This window comes from Streptomyces sp. NPDC040432, assembly GCF_055595445.1.
In genome coordinates, this window is the sequence record NZ_JBVIVP010000005.1 from 69,298 (window position 1) to 90,379 (window position 21,082).

The window sequence follows — 21,082 nt, forward strand, 5'->3', positions numbered from 1 at the left end:
TGACTTCTGTGCACTACCCCGGACCGGACGCCGTACCCGGCGTGTCTCGACCCCTGAATCAACACCGGCCCCCACCGGTGTCACGCATCAGCGTAGGCCCGGGGCCGTCTCGCGGTTGGCCGAATAGCAGAAGTTTTTCGAGCGATTTTCCGGCGGGGCGGTCCCGCACGGCGTTCACCGTGGCTTGTTTTCGACGGTCCCGGGGGCACGGAAGCTGATTTCCCGACCGGAGTGTGCCATCGGCAGTTGCACGGGGGGCCTTTCACCCGGCGTACGCACGCCGGGCGCCCGCGCAGAGCGCCCGTCCACCGCGCTCGGCGCGCACGCGCACGCCCCCCCCGCACCGGTGGGGTGCGAGGGGCGTGCGGGGCGCGGTGCGTCGGGGCGGTACGGGTCAGGCACGCTGCTCGCGGGCGAAGTTCCAGGCGTCCGTCACGATGTTGGTGAGGTCCGAGCGGGTCGGGGTCCAGCCGAGGCGCTCGTGCGCCGCGCGCGCCGAGGCGACGAGCACCGCGGGGTCGCCGGCGCGGCGGGGCGCGACGACCTCGGGAATGTCCCGACCGGTGACCTTGCGGACGGTCTCGATCACCTCGCGGACGGAGAATCCGCTGCCGTTGCCCAGGTTGCAGATCAGGTGCTCGCCGTCCGCCGCCACGTCCAGCGCCGACAGGTGGGCCTCCGCCAGGTCCGCGACGTGGATGTAGTCGCGCACGCAGGTGCCGTCCGGGGTCGGGTAGTCCTCGCCGAAGACCGAGATGGACTCGCGCTCGCCCAGGGCGACCTGGAGCACCAGCGGGATCAGGTGGGTCTCGGGGTCGTGCCGCTCCCCGAACTCCCGGTAGGCGCCGGCCACGTTGAAGTAGCGCAGCGAGACCGCCGCGAGGCCGTGCGCCGTGCACTCCCCCGCGATCATGTGGTCGACGGCCAGCTTGGAGGCGCCGTACGGGTTGGTCGGGGCGGTCACCGAGTCCTCGGTCAACGCGCCTTCGGCCGGCTCGCCGTAGGTCGCGGCGGTCGAGGAGAAGATGAGCTTGCGGACGCCGGCCCCGCGCATCGCGTCGAGGAGGGCGAGGGTGCCGCCGACGTTGTTGTCCCAGTACTTGCCGGGATTGACGACGGACTCGCCCACCTGCGAGGAGGCCGCGAAGTGCAGGACCGCGTCGTAGGAGGCGTCCAGGTGCTGGGCGGCGTCCTGGATCCGGCCGTCGATCAGGGTGGCGCCGGCGGGAACCCCCGCGCCGAAGCCGGTGGAGAAGTTGTCGAGGACCGTTACCTCGTGGCCGGTTTCCAGGAGTCGGGCGGCGACCACGCTGCCCACATATCCGGCGCCACCGGTGACCAGGTACTTACTCACTCGCACTCCAACCTCTCGCGGACGCACGCGTACGCGCGTGCTGGTCTCTGGCTTACCGGATTCCGCGCGTCCGGGGAAATCGTCGCCGGCCGGCGGGCCTCATTCCGCGGCGGACCGGGGCGACGGGAGCAGCGCGGCCCGGTCGAGCAGGCCGGTGCGCGCGGCCAGCGCGGCCGCCTCCAGCCGCGATCCCACGCCCAGCTTCATCAGCACCCGCTGGACGTGCGTACGGGCCGTGCTCGGCGCGATGGCCATGCCGGCGGCGATGAGCCGGGTGTCCTCGCCCTCGGCGACCCGGACCAGCACCTCCACCTCGCGCGGCGTGAGCAGGCGCAGCAGTCGGCTGCCCTCGTCGTCGGGCTGGGCCGCGGGGTTCAGGAGCTCGGCGAAGGCCCCCTGGAGCAGTTGCGGGGCGATCGCCACCTCCCCGGACCGGGCCTTGGCCAGGGCCCGCTCCACCCCCTCGATGCGCTCGTCGTGGCGTACGTAGCCGGAGGCGCCGGCGGCGAAGGCGGCGGCGATCCCGCGCGGGCTGGGTACCGGGCCCAGGACGACCACGGCGATCTGCGGGCGCTCGCGCTTGATCCGGGCGACGGGTTCGAAGATCCCGGGGTCGGCGGGGGTGGCGGTGCCGAACAGGCAGACCTCCGGGGCGCGGCCGATGACCAGCTCCGCCGCTCCGGCCGTCGGCGCGGCGGCCGCGAGCACCCGGTGCCCGCGCAGTTTGAGCGCCGAGGCGAGCGCCTCGGCCAGCAGCCGGTGCTCGTCGACCACCACGACCCGTACGCCCATCAAGGCTCCCACCCCAGATCCTTCTGACCCGGCAAGCTACACGCTTGTTCGACGGGGCGTGCCCGATACCGCGCAGAAGCCCCCGGAAGGGCGGCCCTTCCGGGGGCTTCTGCGCGCGGCGCGCGGCGGACCGCGGCGATCGTTCGCGGTCGGTTCCCGATCAGCTCGCGGTGAAGGACACGAAGAGGTATTCCGGGTCGGCCTTCTCCGAGTACGGCTTGCGGACCGTCGTGCGCGAGATGAAGAACTTGCCGTTGCCGTACCGGAACTCGGAGTGGTCCGCCGAGAACTGGGCCTCGGCCCGCTGGCCCGTCTTCTCCGGCGGGTTCTCCATGAGGACGGTCTCCTTCATGGTCTTGCTGTCGATGCTGACGATCTGGCCGCCCTTGTTGTAGGGGGGCGACTTGTAGGCCAGCACGTTGGACCCGTCCATGCGCAGCGGGGTGATGGTGTAGCTCTCGCCCGCGTCGGCCCGGTCCGAGGTGGCCTTGCCGGTCTCCAGGTCGAAGGAGACGAGCTCGTTGGTGCGGCCGACGGAGGAGCCCGAGCCCTGGTGCTCGTAGGTCGGCAGGTAGACCTTGCCGTTGCCGACGACCATCTTCGAGCACTGCTCGACCTCGGTGGCGGGGCACTCGGGCGCCCAGGTGCCGGCGGCGAGCGAGATGCGGCTCTTGAGCTGGCCCGCGTCGTCGACGACGAAGAGGTCGCTGACGCCGGTGGCGTTCTTGGCCGTGTCACCGACGTCCGCGGCGACGACGAGCGGCTTCGTGGAGATGATGCCCGCCCACTCGATGCCCGGGGACAGCTTGTACGAGGACTTCGGCGCGCCGGTGACCGGGTCGAGGACCTGCGCGAGCAGGCTCTGGTTGGGGATCCGGCCGCACTTGCGCAGGACCGCGAGGGCCTCGCCGCCCGCGTAGCCGAGGTCGTAGCAGCCCTCGGAGTCCACCTTGGGCGTCCACAGGGACTTGCCGTCGGCGAGGTTCCAGGCGGCGCCGCCGCTGAGGCCGCCCGCGGCGACCGTCTGGCCGCTGATGGTGACCTCGCTGAAGGCCACGGGCTTGTCGCCGCCGGTGGAGGACTTGGCGTTGCCGGACCACAGCAGCTTGCCGGTGTTCAGGTCGATGACGCCGACCTGGTTGCACTGCGGGTACTTCTTCTCGGCGGACGGCATGGCCTCCTGGAAGAGGATGGCCGACTTGTTGTCGCTGACGTGCTTGGTCGCGCCGCAGACGTGGGCGGGGAGCGGCAGCTCCCACTTCTTGCCGCCGTCGACCAGGTTGTAGCCGACCACCTTGGCCACGTCGGACTTGACGTAGGTGGAGTCGGTCAGCCAGGACCCGTCGACGGAGATGACGTCCTCGGGCTTCGGGCTCGGGACGTTCAGCAGCGTCTTCGACTTGATGTTGGACGGGACCTTCTCGGTGCCGCCCGGGGCCGCGGGGGCCTTCGGGTCGGCCGAGCCGCTGGGGGTTCCGCCGTCGGCGGTGGTGGTGCCGCCGCCCTCTCCGTCACCGGAGACGTACCAGAAGCCGCCGCCGATGATGAGGGCCATCGCCACCAGCGCGGCGCCGACGATCATCAGTTGGGTGCGGACCACGTTGCCGCCGCCCGCGGGGGACGCGGCCGGGGCCTGCACCGTGACCGGCTGCTGCGGGTGGCCGTAGCCGGGCTGGGCCTGCGGGTAGCCGTATCCGGGCTGCTGCTGCGGGTACCCGTACCCGGGCTGCTGGGCGGGCTGCTGCGGGACGGTCGGGGGCGCCGACGGGGGCGGCGGGACCGGCTGGGGCGCGCCGAAGCCTCCCGACGGGGGCTGCTGCGGGGGCGGCGGGGTACTCATGGCGTGCTACTGCCTCTCGGTGGGCGGCTCGGTGGACTCGTTCACTTGCCGAAGGCCATCAGGAGCTTCTCGTCCTTGCCGTCGCCCACCAGGCTGGTGACGGACAGGAAGAAGCGGCCGTCCTCGTAGGCGGCCCGGGAGAACGAGAAGGAGCCCTCGATCTTCGCGGCGGGGCCCGAGGGCAGCTTCAGGAGCACCTTGGGCGTGCCGCTGCCGGCCGGGAGCGACACGATCTCGCCGGGCTCGTCGAGGGCGCCCCTGCGGTAGGCGATCAGCTGGCCGCCCGCGGCCTTGAGCGGGACGAAGGTCTTCTTGTCGCCCGCCTTGGTGCGCCACTTGGTCTTGCCGGTGTTGAGGTCGAAGGCGACGATCTCCGCGCTCGCGGTGTCCAGCTCCGCACCGCTGCCCAGGTAGACGGTGTCGCCGTCGACGACGGAGCTCCCGCAGTTCTGGAGGCCGTCGCTACTGCTGCTGCCGCCGCAGTTGATCACGAAGTTTCCGTCACCGGAGAGGGAGTTGCGCTTCTGTCCATCATCGTCGAGGACGATGATGCCGCGCTGCTTGGTGTCGCGGTTCTGGGCGTCGATGACGGTCGGGCTGACGGAGTAGACGGCCTTGACCTGGAAGCCCTTGGGGAGCTTGTAGCTCCAGGTCTTCTTGCCGGTGTTCGGGTCGGCGTCCTGGATCTCGACGGTCTTGTCGGCGTCCAGGCACGTGGCCACGGCGATCATCCTGCCGTTGCCCGCGGCGTAGTCCGTGGGCTTGCAGCCCTCGGGGCCCGCGTCGGAGAAGAGCTTGTCGCCGGTACTCAGGCGGTAGGCGCCCTGGCCGCCCATCCAGCCGATGGCGACGGTGTCCCCGGTGAAGGTGACGGTGGTGTCGACGGCGGACTTGAAGAGACCCTCCATGACGATTTCCTTGTTCCAGACTTCCTTGCCGGCCTTGAGGTCGACGAGCTTCATCTGGTTGCAGTTGGAGTCGTCGTCGTTCTTGACCACCATGACGGTCCGGCCGTCGGGGGTGGTCTGACCGGTGAATCCGCAGATCTCCGTACGGAGGTCGAGCTTCCACTTCTCCTTGCCGTCGGCCACCGCGTACGCCACGACGGACTTGTCGACGGTCTTGACGACCGCGTCACCGACCACCCACTGGGCCTTCGTCGGGATGCCGGCGCCGGGGCCCTCCATCTTGACGGTCTTGAGCCAGAGGGCCTTGTCCTCGCCGCTCTTGCGGCCGGAGTTGAGGTCGGTCGGGAACGAGCCGCCGGTGCCGTTGCCGTCGCCCTTGTCCACGGAGGCCGAGGGGGAGGGCTTGTCGTCGACGGGCGCGGAGCCCTGCGCGACGGGTTCCTTGACGGCCTTCTCGTCGTCCCCCGCGAGGAGGAACCAGCCGCCGGCGCCCAGGACGAGCACCCCGGCGACGGCGGCCGCGATCAGGACCGTGGCCTTCCTCCGGCCCGGCGGCGGCACGGGGGGCATGCCGGGCGGGGGCGGGAATCCGTATCCGCCGTTCTGCACGTGCGGCTGCGGGACGGTCGGCGGCTGCTGGGCGTACGGGTTCGGCCCCTGCGGCGGGAATCCGTAACCCGGCTGCGGGGGGCCCGGCAGGTGGCCGTAACCGGAAGGTGACGGCGGCTGGTTCGGCGGCTGGGGCGGCTCGGTCATCAGCGCATACCTTCGGCGTCAGGCGGTTGGTCGGTCGGTAGAACGACCCTTTCTATCACTCGTGGCCGACATACGACGGGCCGGTCCGACCCCTGTTCCCAAGGGAGGACCGGCCCGTGACGTGGTCGTTATCCGACCGGGTCGTACTCAAATCTGTCCGGAATCAGGCGTCTTCAGCCAGTTCCAGCCAGCGCATCTCCAAGTCGTCGCGCTCGGAAATCAGTTCCCTGAGCTCGGCGTCGAGCTTGGCGACCTTGTCGTAGTCCGTGGAGTTCTCGGCGATCTGCGCGTGCAGGTTCGACTCGCGGTCGGACATCTTGTTGAGCTGCCGCTCGATCTTCTGGAGCTCCTTCTTCGCGGCGCGCGAGTCCCCCGACGCGGTGGACTTCGCGGCCGGGGCCGGCGTCGCCGGGGCGGCCGCCTCGATCATCCGCTGCCGGCGCTCCAGGTACTCGTCGAGGCCGCGCGGCAGCATCCGCAGGGAGGCGTCGCCCAGCAGCGCCATCACCGTGTCGGTGGTGCGCTCGATGAAGAACCGGTCGTGGGAGATCACGATCATCGAGCCCGGCCAGCCGTCGAGGAGGTCCTCCAGCTGGGTCAGGGTCTCGATGTCGAGGTCGTTGGTGGGCTCGTCGAGGAACAGGACGTTGGGCTCGTCCATCAGCAGCCGCAGGATCTGCAGCCGGCGCCGCTCACCACCGGACAGGTCCCCGACCGGGGTCCACTGCTTCTCCTTGGTGAAGCCGAACTGCTCGCACAGCTGGCCCGCGGTCATCTCCCGGCCCTTGCCCAGGTCGACGCGGTCGCGGACCCGCTGGACGGCTTCCAGGACGCGCAGCGAGGGGTCGAGCTCGCCGACCTCCTGCGACAGGTAGGCCAGCTTGACCGTCTTGCCGACGATGACCTTGCCCGCGGCGGGCTGGACGTCGCCCTGGGTGCGGGCCGCCTCGGCGAGCGCGCGCAGCAGGGAGGTCTTGCCGGCGCCGTTGACGCCGACGAGGCCGACGCGGTCGCCCGGGCCGAGGTGCCAGGTGAGGTGCTTGAGGAGGGTCTTGGGGCCGGCCTGGACCGTCACGTCCTCCAGGTCGAAGACCGTCTTGCCCAGACGGGCGTTGGCGAACTTCATCAGCTCGGAGGTGTCGCGCGGCGGCGGCACGTCGGCGATGAGCTCGTTGGCCGCCTCGATGCGGTAGCGCGGCTTGGAGGTCCGGGCGGGCGCGCCGCGGCGCAGCCAGGCCAGCTCCTTGCGCATCAGGTTCTGCCGCTTGGACTCCTCGGTGGCGGCGATCCTGTCGCGCTCCGCGCGGGCGAAGACGTAGTCGCTGTAGCCGCCCTCGTACTCGTGGACGTCACCGCGCTGGACGTCCCACATCCGGGTGCAGACCTGGTCCAGGAACCAGCGGTCGTGGGTCACGCAGACGAGCGCGGAACGGCGTTCCTGGAGGTGCTTGGCCAGCCAGGAGATGCCCTCGACGTCGAGGTGGTTGGTGGGCTCGTCGAGGACGAGGAGGTCCTGGTCGGCGATGAGCAGCTGGGCGAGCGCGATCCGGCGGCGCTCGCCGCCGGAGAGCGGGCCGATGACGGTGTCGAGGCCCTGGCCGAAGCCGGGCAGGTCGAGCCCGCCGAACAGGCCGGTGAGCACGTCGCGGATCTTCGCGTTGCCGGCCCACTCGTGGTCGGCCATGTCACGGATGATCTCGTGTCGAATGGTGGCGGAGGGGTCGAGCGAATCGTGCTGGGTGAGGACGCCCATGCGCAGTCCGCTGTTCTGGGTGACCCGGCCGGTGTCGGGTTCCTCCAGCTTGGCGAGCATCCGGATGAGGGTGGTCTTGCCGTCGCCGTTGCGGCCGACGACACCGATCCGGTCCCCCTCGGACACGCCGAGGGAGATGCCGTCGAGCAGGGTACGGGTGCCGTACACCTTGCTGACTGCCTCGACATTGACCAGATTGACGGCCATCAGACGCGCTCCAGGGAAGGGGTGTGGATCAGCCCCTCAGCCTAACCCTCCGGGCCGACCCCGACCGATCCACCAGAAGGGCGCCCGCGAGGGCCATGCCGATGGCGGCGGGCGCGGTCAGGGGCAGGGCGATCAGGGTGGCGCTGTGGCCCTCCAGGATTCCGCCGAGGCCGGTCATGGAGAGGCCGAGGATCCCGAGCAGCCCGAGGGTGATCCCGAGGGCGGCGACGGGCCCGCTCCCGGGCGTCGGCGCGGCCGCCACGGGGGCCTCGAAGCGGCGGAAGCAGGCGACGAGCAGGGCCGTGGCCAGGCCCGCGAGCAGGATCCGGGGCGGGACCTGGGCCCACCAGGCGGCGGTGGCCGGTTCGGGCAGCGCGAGGCCGAGGGCCAGCTGGGCGGCGTACACGCCGAGCATGGCGGTGAGGTGCCAGAGGAACGCGGTCATGGCGACGCCGTTGGCGGCGACGACGCGACGCCAGACGCGCGGCCGCTCCAGCCAGACCGTGGCGGGCCGCGCGCACAGTTGCACGGCGCCGACGAGCCACAGGCCGTGGCACAGCAGGGCGAGGGTGGGCGGGGCCATGTTGGACACCTTCTCCCCGGGCATCCCGACCATGGACAGCGGATACGGTCCCACGGCGACGAGCAGGACGGCCCCGGCGAGGCCGGCGGCGGCCAGGACGACCGGGCGGGTGAGGCGCCCGTCGGCGCGCAGGAAGCCGAGCTGGTGCACGGCCAGCCAGACGAAGACGAAGTTCAGGAACTCCACGTACGGGACGCCGAACGCGAAGCGCAGGACGTCCACCAGGGCGGCCGCCCCGGCGAGCCCGGCGAAGGCGGCCCAGCCGTGGCGCTCGTGGAGCTTGAGCAGGGGCGGGGTGAAGGCGACCATCGCGAGGTAGATCCCGATGAACCACAGCGGCTGCGTGACCAGCCGCAGCGCGGCGCCGGTCAGCCGTCCGCCGTCGAGGCCGGCGAGTTGGACGGCCAGCGCGAGGGCGGTCCACACCAGGACGAAGACGAGGGTGGGCCGCAGCAACCGCTGGAGGCGGGCCCTCAGGAAGGCGGCGTAGACGGGCCCGTCGGCCCTGCGGGCGAGGGAGCGGTACGAGAGGGCGTGCGCGAACCCGCCGACGAAGAAGAACACCGGCATGATCTGGAGTCCCCAGGTGAGCACCTGGAGCGGGGGCACGAGGGCGAGCAGGTTCCCGATGCCGTCACCGGCGACGGCCGCCATCAGCCAGTGGCCGAGCACGACCGTGCCGAGGGAGGCGACCCGGAGCAGGTCGACGTAGCGGTCCCGGGTCGCGGGGGTCGCGGCGGCCAGGTCGCGTGCGGTGACTGTCATGTCCACCACGGTCGCGGGCGGGCGACCGCGGCGACAGGGTACGGATACTCAGATCGCGCCGAGTACCACGACCGCCCTGCCGCCGGGGGCGGTCAGGCCGGCAGCACCGTGGCACCGGGAACGGGTCCCGAGGCGGTACGGGTGGTGCGGCAGGTGCCCGACGCCTCCAACGCGGCGGCGACCTTGGCGGCGCCCTCCGCGTCCCGGACCAGGAAGGCCGTCGTCGGGCCGGAGCCGGAGACCAGCGCGGCCAGGGCGCCGGCTCCGATGCCCGCCTCGAAGGTGTCGGCCAGCGCCGGGCGCAGCGACAGCGAGGCGGCCTGGAGGCCGTTGGACAGGGCGGGAGCGAGCCGGTCGGGATCCCCCGACGCGAGCGCCGCGAGGAGTTCCGGGGAGGGCTCCGGTTCCGGGACGGTGGTACCCGCGGTCAGCCGGTCGAACTCGCGGAACACGGCCGGGGTGGACAGGCCGCCGTCGGCCACCGCGAACACCCAGTGGAAGGAGCCCGCGTCGACCGGGGTGAGCAGCTCGCCCCGGCCCGTCCCGAGGGCCGCGCCGCCGAGCAGGCTGAAGGGGACGTCGCTGCCCAGTTCGGCGCAGATGGCGAGGAGTTCCGCACGAGGGGTGTCCAACCCCCACAGCGTGTCGCAGGCGAGGAGCGCGGCAGCGCCGTCGGCGCTGCCGCCCGCCATGCCGCCCGCGACGGGAATGTTCTTCGCGATGTGGAGGTGGACGGCGGGCTCGATGCCCGCCCGGGCGGCGAGGGCCCGCGCGGCCCGCACGGCCAGGTTGGTGCCGTCCAGGGGCACCTGGTCGGCGTCCGGTCCCTCACAGGTGACGGTCGGTTCCCCGGCGGGGGTGGCCGTCACCTCGTCGAACAGGGAGACGGCGAGGAAGACCGTCGCGAGGGCGTGGAAGCCGTCGGGGCGGGCCGCGCCCACCCCGAGCTGCACGTTGACCTTCGCGGGGACCCGTACGGTCACGCTCACAGGGCGGGCCTCTCCGCGGCGGGCTTGTGCTCGGCGATGGCGGCGAACTCCTCCACCGTGAGGGACTCGCCGCGCGCCTGCGGGGAGACGCCGGCGGCGACGAGCGCCGCCTCGGCGCCCGCCGCCGAACCGGCCCAGCCGGCCAGGGCGGCGCGCAGGGTCTTGCGGCGCTGCGCGAAGGCGGCGTCGACGACCGCGAAGACCTCGGCCTTGGAGGCGGTCGTCTTCACCGGCTCGGTGCGGCGCACCAGGGACACCAGTCCCGAGTCGACGTTCGGCGCGGGCCAGAACACCTTGCGGCCGATGGACCCGGCGCGCTTGACGTGCGCGTACCAGTTCGCCTTGACGGAGGGGACCCCGTACACCTTGTTGCCGGGCTCGGCTGCGAGCCGGTCGGCGACCTCGGCCTGGACCATGACGAGGGTCCGCTCGATGGTCGGGAACCGGTCCAGCATGGTCAGCAGCACCGGAACGGCCACGTTGTACGGGAGGTTCGCGACGAGCGCGGTCGGCGGCGGGCCGGGCAGCTCCTTGACCAGCATGGCGTCGGAGTGGACGAGCGCGAAGCGGTCGGCCTTCGCGGGCATCCTGGCCTCGATGGTGGCGGGCAGGGCGGCGGCCAGGATGTCGTCGATCTCGACGGCGACGACCCGGTCGGCGGCCTCCAGCAGTGCGAGCGTCAGCGAGCCGAGTCCCGGACCGACCTCGACGACCACGTCGTCCGGACGCACCTCGGCGGTGCGGACGATGCGGCGGACCGTGTTGGCGTCGATGACGAAGTTCTGGCCCTTCTGCTTCGTCGGCCGTACGCCGAGTACGGCGGCCAGTTCCCGGATGTCGGCCGGGCCGAGGAGGGCGTCGGAAGGGGTCTCGTGGGGCTGCTGCTCTGCGGTGCTCACCGGTAAAGCCTACGGCCGCAGTGCGGCCACGGACTCGCCCCCCGCTGCACGTAGAGCTTCTTGGCCCGGTAGGTCTGCTCGGAGCCCGACGCGTCCTGCGGGCGACCGCTGCCGCCGAGGCCCTGCCAGGTGCGGACGTCGAACTGGTAGAGGCCGCCGTAGGTCCCCGAGGGGTCGGTGGCCGAGGCCCGACCGCCGGACTCGCAGTGGGCCAGCGCGCCCCAGTCGAGGCCGTCCGCACCGGCCACGGAGTTCGGGAGCCGCTTCGTGCCGACCTTCACGAGTTGACCGACGGGCTCCCGGACCACCTCCTCGGCGATCCTCCGGGGCTGCTGCCGGACCCCGTTGACGGTGCGCAGGCTGTACGTGACCCGGCGCGCGCCGGGCCGCCCGGCCCGCTCCACGACCTCGGTCCCGGCGAACAGGTCGGCGTCCTCGACCCGCTCGGTCGTGAAGGGGATGCGCTCCTCGCGGACCTCGCGGGTGCCGGTGATGCGCAGCACCGTGACGACCTGGCCGTCGCGGGGGAACTCGCCGGGCGGGACGGAGGTGGTGTCCTGGCCTCCCAGGGTGATGCCGGCCTGGTCCAGGGCCTCCTGGACGGTGGCGGCGTTGGTGCGGATGGTGCGTTCGCGGCCGTCGGCCATGAAGGTGACGCCGCGTTCCGTGCGCACGCCGAGCGTCAGGCCGGCGCGGGGGACGGTGGCGGTGCGGGGCAGTGTGAGGAAGGCGCCCTCGACGCGGACGCCGAGCCGGCGCAGGGCGTCCTCGACGGTGCGGGCGGTGGTCCACAGTCGGCGGGTCCGGCCGTCGAGGGTCAGTTCCAGCGGGCGGCCGTAGCGGACGACGATCTCCTCGCCGTCGCCGAGGGCTGAACCCCGGGCGGGGACGACGAGGTCGTGCGGGCCGACGCCGAGGCCTTCGGCCGCGAGCAGGGCGTCGACGCTGCCGGCGAAGGTGTGGAGGCTGCGGGGCACGCCGTCGACGGTGAGCCGGACCGATTTGTCGGCGGCGACGAAGGCCGTGGTGCCGCCCGCCAGGACCGCCACGACGAGGGCCTGCGGGACGATGAGCCGCCAGCTGTCGCGGGCCGTCGCGCCCTTGCGGCCCCGGCCGGCGGCGCGTCGGCCGGTCCCGTCGCCGTGCCCGCCCCCGCCGTCGGGCGCACCGCCCTGGGCCGGGACGGCGGCCCGCCTGCGCCCGCCGGGCGGCGCGTCCGGACCCGACAGCGGGGGCGGCGGCTCGGGATCCGCGGCCCGGCGGCGGCCGGTGGGGCGACGGGTGGCGGGGTCGCCTCCCGACGACGGTGACGGCGACGCGGACGCCGGGGCGGGGCCCGCGGCCCGGCGACGGCCCGCGGCACGGCCGGCGGAGGGGGCCTCCGCGTCCGGGCCCGGCAGCGGGGGCGGCGGTACCGGGTCCGCGGCCCGGCGGCGGCCGGTGGGGCGCGCGGTGATCCCCGGGGCCGGGCCGGCCGGCGCGGCCCGCCGCCGGGAGGCCCTGCGGCCTTCGCCCCGGGGGGCCGGGACCCCCGCGTCGGGGCCCTGATCGGGGACGAGGCCGAGCGCGGTGGCGAGGTCGAGCTCCGCGTCGAGGTCGGCCTCGGCGCCGAGGTCGAGGTCGAATGCGGCGTCGGGATCGGCGTCGGCGGTGGGGTACGGGGCGGGGTCGAATCCCGGGACGGGGTCCGGGTGGGGGTCCGGGGCGAAGTCGAGTTCGGGGTCGAGGGGGAGGTCGAGCTCGGGGTCGAGGGCCAGGTCGGTGGCCGGGGCCGTACCGGCGTCCGGTTCGGTCCCCGGCCAGGAGACACGGCGGTGACTGCCCTGTGTTTCGCTCACGTCGCTCGCTCCACTGGTCCGGCCCCTGCTGGTCGGGGCAGGGCACCCTAGCCGGAGCGGACGTCACGCTTCAAAGTCGTTCGACCACTCAGCGTGTCGAACGAACGGGCGTGCGAGGGCGGTGCGGAGGCGCGCCGGAGGGTGTCGGGCGTGGGCCGGAGGGTGTCGGGGGCGCCTCAGTACCCGAAGGCGCGGGCCGTGTTCGCCGCCAGGGCCGTCGCCATGGCGTCCTCGTCGAGGCCGCGGACGGCGGCCATGGCCCGGACCGTCAGCGGAATGAGGTACGGCGCGTTGGGCCGGCCGCGGTACGGCGCCGGGGTGAGGAACGGGGCGTCCGTCTCCACCAGCACGAGCTCCAGGGGGGCCACCGCGAGCGCCTCGCGCAGCGGTGCGGCGTTCTTGAAGGTGACCGTTCCGGCGAAGGACATGTAGTAGCCGGCGGCCGCGCACTCGCGGGCCATGTCGGCGTCCCCGGAGTAGCAGTGGAAGACCGTCCGATCGGGCGCGCCCTCCTCGCGCAGCACGCGCAGCACGTCGGCGTGGGCTTCGCGGTCGTGGATGACCAGGGCCTTGCCGGTCCGCTTGGCGATCTCGATGTGGGCGCGGAAGGAACGCTCCTGCGCGGCCATGCCCTCGGGACCGGTGCGGAAGAAGTCGAGGCCGGTCTCACCGACCGCCTTCACGTGGTCCAGCGCGGCCAGCGCCTCGATCTCGGCGAGGGCGTCGTCCAGGGCCGCGTCGCCGCCACCGGGTCGGGCACCCTGCCGGGACCAACCGTCCGGGTCGCCGTGGACGATCCGGGGGGCTTCGTTCGGATGCAGGGCCACCGCGGCGTGGACGTTGGCGTACGCCGCCGCGGTCTCGGCGGCCCAGCGGGAGCCCTTCACGTCGCAACCCACCTGGACGACCGTGGTCACGCCCACCGAGGCGGCCTTCGCGAGGCCCTCCTCGACGGTGCCGGACTGCATGTCGAGGTGGGTGTGCGAATCCGCCACCGCCACCCGGAGCGGTTCGGGCAGCGGGGGCGGGGTGTCCTTGGCGACGGCGGAGGAGGCGGAGGAAGGGCTCGGGCTCATGCGTCCGATCCTATGACCGGCGGAACAACCCCATCAGCCGGGCGATCGGTCCGCGCCGCTCCTCGGCCGGATCGACGGCGACGGGCCCGGGTGCGTCGTGCGTCGGCGCGGCGGATCCCTTCGATTGCCTCGCCTTGCGCGGCCGGGGCGTGCGCGGCACGGAGGCACCCGCCGGAACCGGTCCGGCGATGCCGGGGGCCACGGGGTGGTGGTAGAGCTTGTCGAGCATCCCGGTCACCGAGGAGACCTGGCCCTCCCGCATGATGCGCACGATGTGACCGCCGCAGTTCAAGCAGGTCGGGTTGGACAGCGGTGAGGGGACCCGTTCGCCGTTCGCCCGGTAGACGATGAACGCCTCGCCCCTGCCGTCGACGTGGTGTTCTATCTCGTACGCCTGCTCCCAGCCGTACCCGCACTTCATGCAGGCGAAGGAGTACGCCTCGTGCACGGTCGGCACGGTCGGTGCGGCCGGGACGTGCGCGGGGGCGGCTGCCGGGGTGTCTGCGATCTCACTCATGCCAGCTCCTCTTGTTCCACTGGTGCCACTGCCAGTGGACGCCTCTTCGGGCGGGAGCGCATCAGGCCCTGTCGAGTGTTGGACGGTCCTTGGGCGAGTCAATGCCCAAAGCGCCCGGTGCGCGGTCTGAGCTTTGCCTTTCAGGTTAGCTCTTTACCGACTTACGGCACCTTTTGTGCCGCATTCTTTGCCGCCACCACCGCGTCGAACACCTCGCGCTTGGGTAGGCCGATCTCCGCCGCGACCGCCGCGATGGCCTCCTTGCGGCGCTCCCCGGCCTCCTCGCGCACCCGCACGCGACGTACGAGCTCCTCGGCGTCCACGTCGCCGGGAACCGCCGCCGGGGCGCCCTCGACCACGATCGTGATCTCCCCGCGCACGCCTTCGGCCGCCCAGAGCGCCAGCGCGCCGAGCCCGCCGCGCTTGACCTCCTCGTAGGTCTTCGTCAGCTCGCGGCAGACGGCCGCCCGCCGGTCCGCCCCGAACACCTCGGCCATGGCCGCCAGGGTGTCGTCCAGCCGGTGCGGCGCCTCGAAGTAGACGAGCGTGCGCCGCTCGCCCTCCACCTCGCGGAGCTTGCCCAGCCGCTCACCGGCCTTGCGCGGCAGGAAGCCCTCGAAGCAGAACCGGTCCACCGGCAGCCCCGACAGGGCCAGCGCGGTGAGCACGGCGGACGGCCCGGGCACGGCCGTCACCTTGATGTCCTTCTCCACGGCCGCGGCGACCAGCCGGTAGCCGGGGTCGGACACCGACGGCATCCCGGCGTCCGTGACCAGCAGGACCCGCTTGCCGGCCTCCAGGGCCTCGACCAGTTCCGGGGTGCGGGCGGACTCGTTGCCCTCGAAGTACGACAGCACCCGCCCGGTGGTGTGCACGCCGAGCCCCTGGGTCAGCCGGCGCAGCCGCCGGGTGTCCTCGGCGGCGATCACATCGGCCCGCTCCAGCTCGGCGCCCAGCCGTGGCGGGGCATCGGCGAGGTCCCCGATGGGCGTACCGGCGAGGACGAGAACGCCTGCGGAGGAGGGGGCATCGGCAGAACGGGGCTGATCAGTCACCGCACCATCCTCTCATTGGGTCCCTCCTCCCCCGGGGCGCGGACGGCGACCGCGACCGCGCCCGGAGCCGCGGACGGTGCGGACGGGACGGGAGTTTCGGGTGGGTTCGGGCGGAGCCGCGCATGTGGGGGCTGGGGCGCGCACAGGGGCGTTCCCTACGATGACCCGGTGACCAGTACCGCGACGCCGCCGCCCAGCCCCGCGGGGGCCCCGCCCGAGCCGACGGGCGACCGCGACCCCGAAGAGGGGCAGCCCGTCTGGCTGCGCCGTCTGCGCGGCTTCGGATACGCGCCGCGCAGCGCCCCGGGCGGGGCGCGCGCGGACGTCCGTACGCGGCTCGTGCCCCCCTACGCACGGCCGTCCGAGCAGTTGTGGACGGCGCTCGGCGTGCAGCCGTCGGCGAGGGAGACCTGGCAGCGGGTCATGGCCTGGGCCGGACCGCTGCTGGTGACGCTGGTGGCGGGGGTGCTGCGGTTCACGCACCTCGGCAGCCCGAAGGCGGTGATATTCGACGAGACGTACTACGCCAAGGACGCCTGGGCCACGATCCGGCAGGGCTACGAGGCGAGTTGGCCGAAGGACATCGACAAGTCGATCCTCGCCAACCCCGACGGCGTCCCGCTGCCCACGGATCCGGGCTACGTCGTGCACCCGCCGGTCGGCAAATGGGTGATCGGCCTCGGCGAGTGGATGTTCGGCTTCGACCCGTTCGGCTGGCGCTTCCTGACGGCGGTCCTCGGCACGCTGTCGGTGCTGATGCTGTGCCGGATCGGCCGCCGGCTGTTCCGCTCGACGTTCCTCGGCTGCCTGGCGGGCGCCCTGCTCGCCGTGGACGGCCTGCACCTGGTGATGAGCCGCACCGCGCTCCTCGACCTGGTCCTGATGTTCTTCGTGCTGGCGGCCTTCGGGGCGCTGCTCATCGACCGGGACCGGGCGCGGGCCCGACTGGCGGCGGCCCTCCCGGTGGACGAGGAGGGCCGCACCCGGCCCGACCTCAAGATCGCCGAGACCTTGCGGCTGGGTGTGCGCCCGTACCGGATCCTGGCCGGCGTCTGCCTCGGTCTGGCGTTCGGCACGAAGTGGAACGGCCTCGTGGTGCTGGCGTTCTTCGGGATCCTCACCGTCGTGTGGGACGCCGCCGCCCGCCGCACCGCCGGCGCGGGTTCCCCGTACGCGGCGATGCTGCGCCGCGACGCGCTGCCCGCCTTCGTGTCGACGGTTCCGGTGGCCATCGGGGTCTACCTGACCTCCTGGCTGGGCTGGATCCTGAGCCCCGACAACGGCAAGGGCGGCTACTTCCGTGACTGGGCCGCCAAGAACGACCAGGGCAGCTCGCTGTCCTTCCTCCCGGAGTGGCTGCGCAGCCTGTGGCACTACGAGACGGAGGTCTACAAGTTCCACGTCGGCCTGACCTCCGGCCACACCTACGAGTCCAACCCGTGGAGCTGGCTGGTCCTGGGCCGTCCCGTCTCCTTCTTCTACGAGTCCCCCGACCCCGGCACCGACGGCTGCCCGGCGACCGAGGCGGGCAAGTGCGCCCGCGAGGTGCTGGCGCTCGGCACGCCGTTGCTGTGGTGGGCGGGCTGCTTCGCGTTGCTGTACGTGCTGTGGCGCTGGTTCTTCCGCCGCGACTGGCGGGCGGGCGCCATCGCCTGCGCGCTGGCCGCCGGTCTGCTGCCCTGGTTCAACTACCAGGAGCGGACGATCTTCTACTTCTACGCGGTCGTCTTCGTGCCGTACCTGTGTCTGGCGGTGGCCATGATGATCGGGGCCCTCCTGGGCCCGGCGGGCTCGTCCGAACGCCGGCGGACCCTGGGCGCGATCGGCGCGGGCGTCCTCGTCCTGCTGATCGTCTGGAACTTCATCTACTTCTGGCCCATCTACACGGGCCAGACCCTCCCGATGGACTCCTGGCGCAACAGGATGTGGCTGGACACCTGGATCTAGCAGCGCAAACGACGGGCCCGGCACCGGATGGTGCCGGGCCCGTCGTGGTCGTCGCCGCCTCCGGTCGGCGCCCGTACCCGCCCCCGCACCCGCCCGACCCATGTTCCGGTCGGGTAACAACACGTACCTCACCCGTTCGCTCAGAGTAAGGTCCGCACCAGGGGTTCTTTGAACATGTTCAGAGAACTGTGGACACGGGGGAGGACGAAGGATGAACGGGGCGGCAAAGGGCGCCATCATCGGCGGGGTGTTCCTCGCGATGGTCGGCGGAGCCGGGTACGGCGCCTACACGCTGGTGGGGGACGAGAGCGGCGGTGCCAAGGCCGCCGAGGTGGGCGGCAAGGCCGCCCCCGCGCCCAAGGGGACCGGACCGGTCACGGAGAAGGACGCCGCAGCCACCGCGAAGGCCTTCCTCGCCGCGTGGGCGGCGGGCGACGACCACACGGCGGCCGAGCTGACGAACAACACGCAGGCCGCGCGGACGGCGGTGGCGGACTACCGGACCAAGGCGTACGTCTCGAAAACGGTGATCACCCCGGGTACGCCGGAAGGCACCACCGTGCCCTTCAAGGTCGAGGCGGAGGTGACGTACGAGGGCTCGACCAAGCCCCTCGTCTACGACTCCCGGCTGACCGTCGTACGTGGTGTGACCACCGGGAAGCCGCTCGTCGACTGGCAGGAGTCGGTGGTCCACCCGCAGCTCCAGAAGGGCGAGGCGCTACGCGCCGGCACCCCCGCGAGCCCGCCGGTCAAGGCGATCGACCGCAACGGCAAGGAGCTGACGCCCGAGCTGTACCCCTCGCTGCGGACGGTGCTGGACCAGCTGCGCAAGACGTACGGGGAGAAGACGGGCGGCACCCCCGGCGTCGAGCTGTGGATCGAGCCGACCGGCGCCGAGGCGCCCAGGCGGAGCCTGCTGACGCTGGTGGAGGGCAAGCCGGGGGAGATCAGGACCGTGCTGGACGCCGATGTGCAGGCCGCCGCGGAGAAGGCGGTGACCTCGTACGCCGAGGCCTCGGTGGTCGCGATCCAGCCGAGCACCGGTGACGTCCTGGCCGTGGCCAACCACCGCAAGGACGGTTTCGACGCGGCGCTCCAGGGCCGCCGCGCGCCCGGCTCGACGATGAAGATCGTGACGGCGGCGATGCTGCTGGAGAAGGGCCTGGTGGCGGCGGACAGGCCGGCGGAGTGTCCGCCGACCGTGTCGTGGGAGGGGAAGCCCTTCCGCAACCTGGACGGCTTCAGCCTCCAGGGCAAGCCGTTCTCCACGAGCTTCGCCCGGTCCTGCAACACCGCCTTCATCGGCCTGATCGACCAGGTCGACGACAACGGCGCGCTCCCCCGCGAGGCGAAGGACGTCTTCGGCATCGGTCTGGACTGGAAGGCGGGCGTCGTCACCCAGGACGGTTCCGTCCCGGTGACCTCGGGTCCGGCGGCGGCCGCGGAGTACATCGGCCAGGGCGCCATCCAGATGAACCCGCTGAACCTCGCCTCCATCACCGCGACGGCCCGGACCGGGGTGTTCCGCCAGCCGGTGGTCGTCAAGGCCTCCCTGGACGGCCGCACCCTGGCGACGGCCTCGCGGCCGCTCCGGCCGGGCGTCTCGGCGCAGCTGGTGGGGATGATGAAGCAGACGGCCTCCCCCGGCGGCACCGCCGCCGAGGCGATGGCCTCGGTCCGGGGCTCCGACAAGGGCGCGAAGACCGGCTCGGCGGAGGTCGACGGCGCGAGCAGCCCGGACAGCTGGTTCACCGGCTTCAGCGGCGACCTGGCCGCCGCCGCGATGGTCGAGGGCGGAGGGCACGGCGGCAACGCGGCGGGCCGGATCGTCGCCGGGGTCCTCAACTCCTGAGGCCCCCCGCCTGATGGCCGGGCCCCGGCAATCCCATCCCGGTGGCGGAGGGGCGGGCCCGGGAGGACGGACGGCCCGCGGCCCGCTCACCCGTCCGGTCCATGGGGTGGAATGTGCTCGCCCCGGCCCCTCGACGGGGCTAGCGTCCCCGCATGACGACGACGCATCCCCTCTTCGCCGAGGCCCTGGCCCGGCTGGGCCTCGACCTTCCCGTCCGGACCTTCCCCGAGGGGACGCGGACCGCGGCCGATGCCGCCGCCGCGATCGGCTGCGACCTCGGCCAGATCGTGAAGTCGCTGATCTTCGCCGCCGACGGGGTCCCGGTGCTGGTGCTGATGGACGGCTCCTCGCGGGTCGACATGGAGGCGGTACGGAGGGAGCTGGGCGCGGGGAAGGTGACGCGGGCGGACGCGGCCCTGGTCCGGGAGACCACCGGCTACGCCATCGGCGGCGTCCCGCCCTTCGGCCACCGCACCCGGACCCGGGTGCTGGCGGACCCCGGGCTGCTGGCCCACGACGTGGTGTGGGCGGCCGCCGGCACCCCGCACTCGGTGTTCCCGATGCCCCCGAAGGAGCTCATCGAGCACGCGGGGGCCACCGTGGCCGACGTACGCGAACGCGCGCGCGACTGACGAGAACCCCCGGCGCACGCCGGTCCACCGTCACCCGCCGTCCGTCACCCGCCCTCCGTCACCCGCGCTCCGTCACCGGCGGCCCGGCAGGCTCGCCCCCACCGCCCGTACGAGGGCCTGCGCGCGCGGGTCGGCGGTGACGGACTTGGCGAGGCCGTTGGTGACGTAGCCGAAGCCGATGCCCGCCTCCGGGTCCGCGAACGCCAGCGAGCCGCCGCGCCCCGGGTGGCCGAAGGACGCCGGGGACAGCAGCGGTGACGCCGGGCCGTGCAGCATGTGCCCGGGGCCGAAGCGGGTGTTGACGACGAGGACCCGGTCCGGGCCCGAGGAGAGTTCGGTACCGGCGAGCGCGGTCGTTTCGGGGGTGAAGAGGCGGGCGCCGTCCTCGGTGTCGCCGATCAGCGCCGCGTAGAACCCGGCGAGGGCGCGGGCGGTCCCGATGCCGGCGGAGGCCGGGAGTTCGGCCGCCCGGTAGGCGGGGGCGTTCTCATCGGGCAGGGGGTCGATCGCGGCGAAGGCGCGGCGGGTGAGCGAGTGCGGGTCGGCGTAGGCCTCGGAAACGTTTCTGCGGGGGCGGACCTTCAGCCCGCCCGCACGCTCGGGCGGGTCGACGGGGGCGACGCGACCCACCCGGTCCGCGGCGCCTTCCGGCAGGCCGATCCAGAAGTCCAGCCCCAGCGGCCCGGTGACCTGCTCCGCGAGCCAGTTCCCGAGGGAGGCGCCGGTGACCCGCAGGACCAGCTCCGAGAGGAGCCAGCTGTAGGTCTGGGCGTGGTAGCCGTGCGCGGTGCCCGGCTCCCACAGGGCGGCCTGCGCGGCGACGGCACGCGGCCCGGACACCCCGTCGATCGCTTCCGCCGGGGTCAGGCCCCGGTCCAGCGCCGGTACGCCCGCCCGGTGGGAGAGCAGGTCGCGTACGCGTACGTGTTCCTTGCCGCCCGCCTTGAACTCCGGCCAGTACGCCCCGACCGGCGCGTCCAGGTCCAGTAGGCCCCGCTGGTGGAGCAGCAGCGGAACGGCCGCCGCCACCCCCTTGGTCGCGGAGCGGACCACCTGGGCGGTACCGGCCAGCCACGCCTCCGCTCCACCTGTGTCCGCGGCGTCGATGTCGGCGTCCTTCGTGCCGCCCCACAGGTCGACGACCCGGCGGCCGTCCCGGTAGACGGCGACGGCGGCGCCACGGTCCCCGAGGACCTCGAAGTTGCGTACGAACGCCTCCCGGACGGCCTCGAAACCCTCCGCCACGGTCCCCTGGACCTCCACCGTCGACTCCTCGTGTGCTGCTCGCCCGCTCCGACGACCCCCGTGCGGGGCCGCCC

The 21,082-nt window shown here is 73.0% G+C and carries 16 protein-coding genes; 3 read left to right on the top strand and 13 right to left on the bottom strand.

Annotated elements, in window-relative coordinates; all coding sequences use genetic code 11:
* Nucleotides 1-394: 394 nt before the first annotated feature.
* The 12 genes from galE to rsmI all read right to left on the bottom strand — a co-directional run bounded on the left by galE (nucleotide 395) and on the right by rsmI (nucleotide 15,332).
* Nucleotides 395-1,354 (bottom strand): UDP-glucose 4-epimerase GalE, encoded by a 960-nt coding sequence (gene galE / locus ACZ58N_RS13170; RefSeq protein ID WP_471158452.1) that lies wholly within the window; start codon nucleotides 1,352-1,354, stop codon nucleotides 395-397.
* Nucleotides 1,355-1,453: 99 nt separating this feature from the next.
* Complete coding sequence (locus ACZ58N_RS13175; RefSeq protein ID WP_471159207.1) at nucleotides 1,454-2,146, bottom strand: response regulator transcription factor; 693 nt, start codon at nucleotides 2,144-2,146, stop codon at nucleotides 1,454-1,456.
* Nucleotides 2,147-2,306: 160 nt separating this feature from the next.
* Nucleotides 2,307-3,986, bottom strand: coding sequence for an outer membrane protein assembly factor BamB family protein (locus ACZ58N_RS13180; protein ID WP_471158454.1), 1,680 nt, complete (start codon nucleotides 3,984-3,986; stop codon nucleotides 2,307-2,309).
* 41 nt (nucleotides 3,987-4,027) lie between these two features.
* Nucleotides 4,028-5,650, bottom strand: coding sequence for an outer membrane protein assembly factor BamB family protein (locus ACZ58N_RS13185; RefSeq protein ID WP_471158456.1), 1,623 nt, complete (start codon nucleotides 5,648-5,650; stop codon nucleotides 4,028-4,030).
* Between the two features lie 163 nt (nucleotides 5,651-5,813).
* The gene (locus ACZ58N_RS13190; RefSeq protein ID WP_471158458.1) at nucleotides 5,814-7,610 is read right to left on the bottom strand and encodes an ABC-F family ATP-binding cassette domain-containing protein; all 1,797 of its coding nucleotides are present in this window, start codon (nucleotides 7,608-7,610) and stop codon (nucleotides 5,814-5,816) included.
* A gap of 28 nt (nucleotides 7,611-7,638) precedes the next feature.
* Nucleotides 7,639-8,958 (bottom strand): acyltransferase family protein, encoded by a 1,320-nt coding sequence (locus ACZ58N_RS13195; RefSeq protein WP_471158460.1) that lies wholly within the window; start codon nucleotides 8,956-8,958, stop codon nucleotides 7,639-7,641.
* A 92-nt stretch (nucleotides 8,959-9,050) separates the two neighbouring features.
* Nucleotides 9,051-9,947, bottom strand: coding sequence for a 4-(cytidine 5'-diphospho)-2-C-methyl-D-erythritol kinase (locus ACZ58N_RS13200; protein WP_471158462.1), 897 nt, complete (start codon nucleotides 9,945-9,947; stop codon nucleotides 9,051-9,053).
* Nucleotides 9,944-10,846 carry a 16S rRNA (adenine(1518)-N(6)/adenine(1519)-N(6))-dimethyltransferase RsmA gene (gene rsmA, locus ACZ58N_RS13205; protein WP_471158463.1) on the bottom strand — a complete coding sequence of 301 codons (903 nt, stop codon included), beginning with the start codon at nucleotides 10,844-10,846 and terminating at the stop codon, nucleotides 9,944-9,946. The genes ACZ58N_RS13200 and rsmA overlap by 4 nt, the downstream gene beginning before the upstream one ends.
* Entirely contained in the window at nucleotides 10,843-12,075 is a 1,233-nt protein-coding gene (locus tag ACZ58N_RS13210) for a ubiquitin-like domain-containing protein (protein WP_471159209.1), read from the bottom strand. The genes rsmA and ACZ58N_RS13210 overlap by 4 nt, the downstream gene beginning before the upstream one ends.
* Before the next feature lie 785 nt (nucleotides 12,076-12,860).
* A complete protein-coding gene (locus ACZ58N_RS13215) occupies nucleotides 12,861-13,760 on the bottom strand; it encodes a TatD family hydrolase (protein ID WP_471158465.1) in 900 nt (299 codons plus the stop codon).
* 10 nt (nucleotides 13,761-13,770) lie between these two features.
* Nucleotides 13,771-14,277 carry a hypothetical protein gene (locus ACZ58N_RS13220; protein ID WP_471158467.1) on the bottom strand — a complete coding sequence of 169 codons (507 nt, stop codon included), beginning with the start codon at nucleotides 14,275-14,277 and terminating at the stop codon, nucleotides 13,771-13,773.
* Between the two features lie 161 nt (nucleotides 14,278-14,438).
* A complete protein-coding gene (rsmI, locus tag ACZ58N_RS13225; protein WP_471158469.1) occupies nucleotides 14,439-15,332 on the bottom strand; it encodes a 16S rRNA (cytidine(1402)-2'-O)-methyltransferase in 894 nt (297 codons plus the stop codon).
* A gap of 168 nt (nucleotides 15,333-15,500) precedes the next feature.
* On the opposite strand from rsmI, the gene ACZ58N_RS13230 reads away from it, so the two are divergent.
* From ACZ58N_RS13230 to ACZ58N_RS13240, 3 genes are all read left to right on the top strand, one after another.
* Entirely contained in the window at nucleotides 15,501-17,279 is a 1,779-nt protein-coding gene (locus ACZ58N_RS13230) for a dolichyl-phosphate-mannose--protein mannosyltransferase (RefSeq protein ID WP_471158471.1), read from the top strand.
* Nucleotides 17,280-17,490: 211 nt separating this feature from the next.
* A complete protein-coding gene (locus tag ACZ58N_RS13235) occupies nucleotides 17,491-19,131 on the top strand; it encodes a penicillin-binding transpeptidase domain-containing protein (RefSeq protein ID WP_471158473.1) in 1,641 nt (546 codons plus the stop codon).
* Nucleotides 19,132-19,283: 152 nt separating this feature from the next.
* Nucleotides 19,284-19,763, top strand: coding sequence for a YbaK/EbsC family protein (locus tag ACZ58N_RS13240; RefSeq protein WP_471158475.1), 480 nt, complete (start codon nucleotides 19,284-19,286; stop codon nucleotides 19,761-19,763).
* 72 nt (nucleotides 19,764-19,835) lie between these two features.
* Here ACZ58N_RS13240 and ACZ58N_RS13245 read toward each other — a convergent pair whose 3' ends face one another.
* A complete protein-coding gene (locus tag ACZ58N_RS13245; protein ID WP_471158477.1) occupies nucleotides 19,836-21,026 on the bottom strand; it encodes a serine hydrolase domain-containing protein in 1,191 nt (396 codons plus the stop codon).
* Nucleotides 21,027-21,082: the final 56 nt, after the last annotated feature.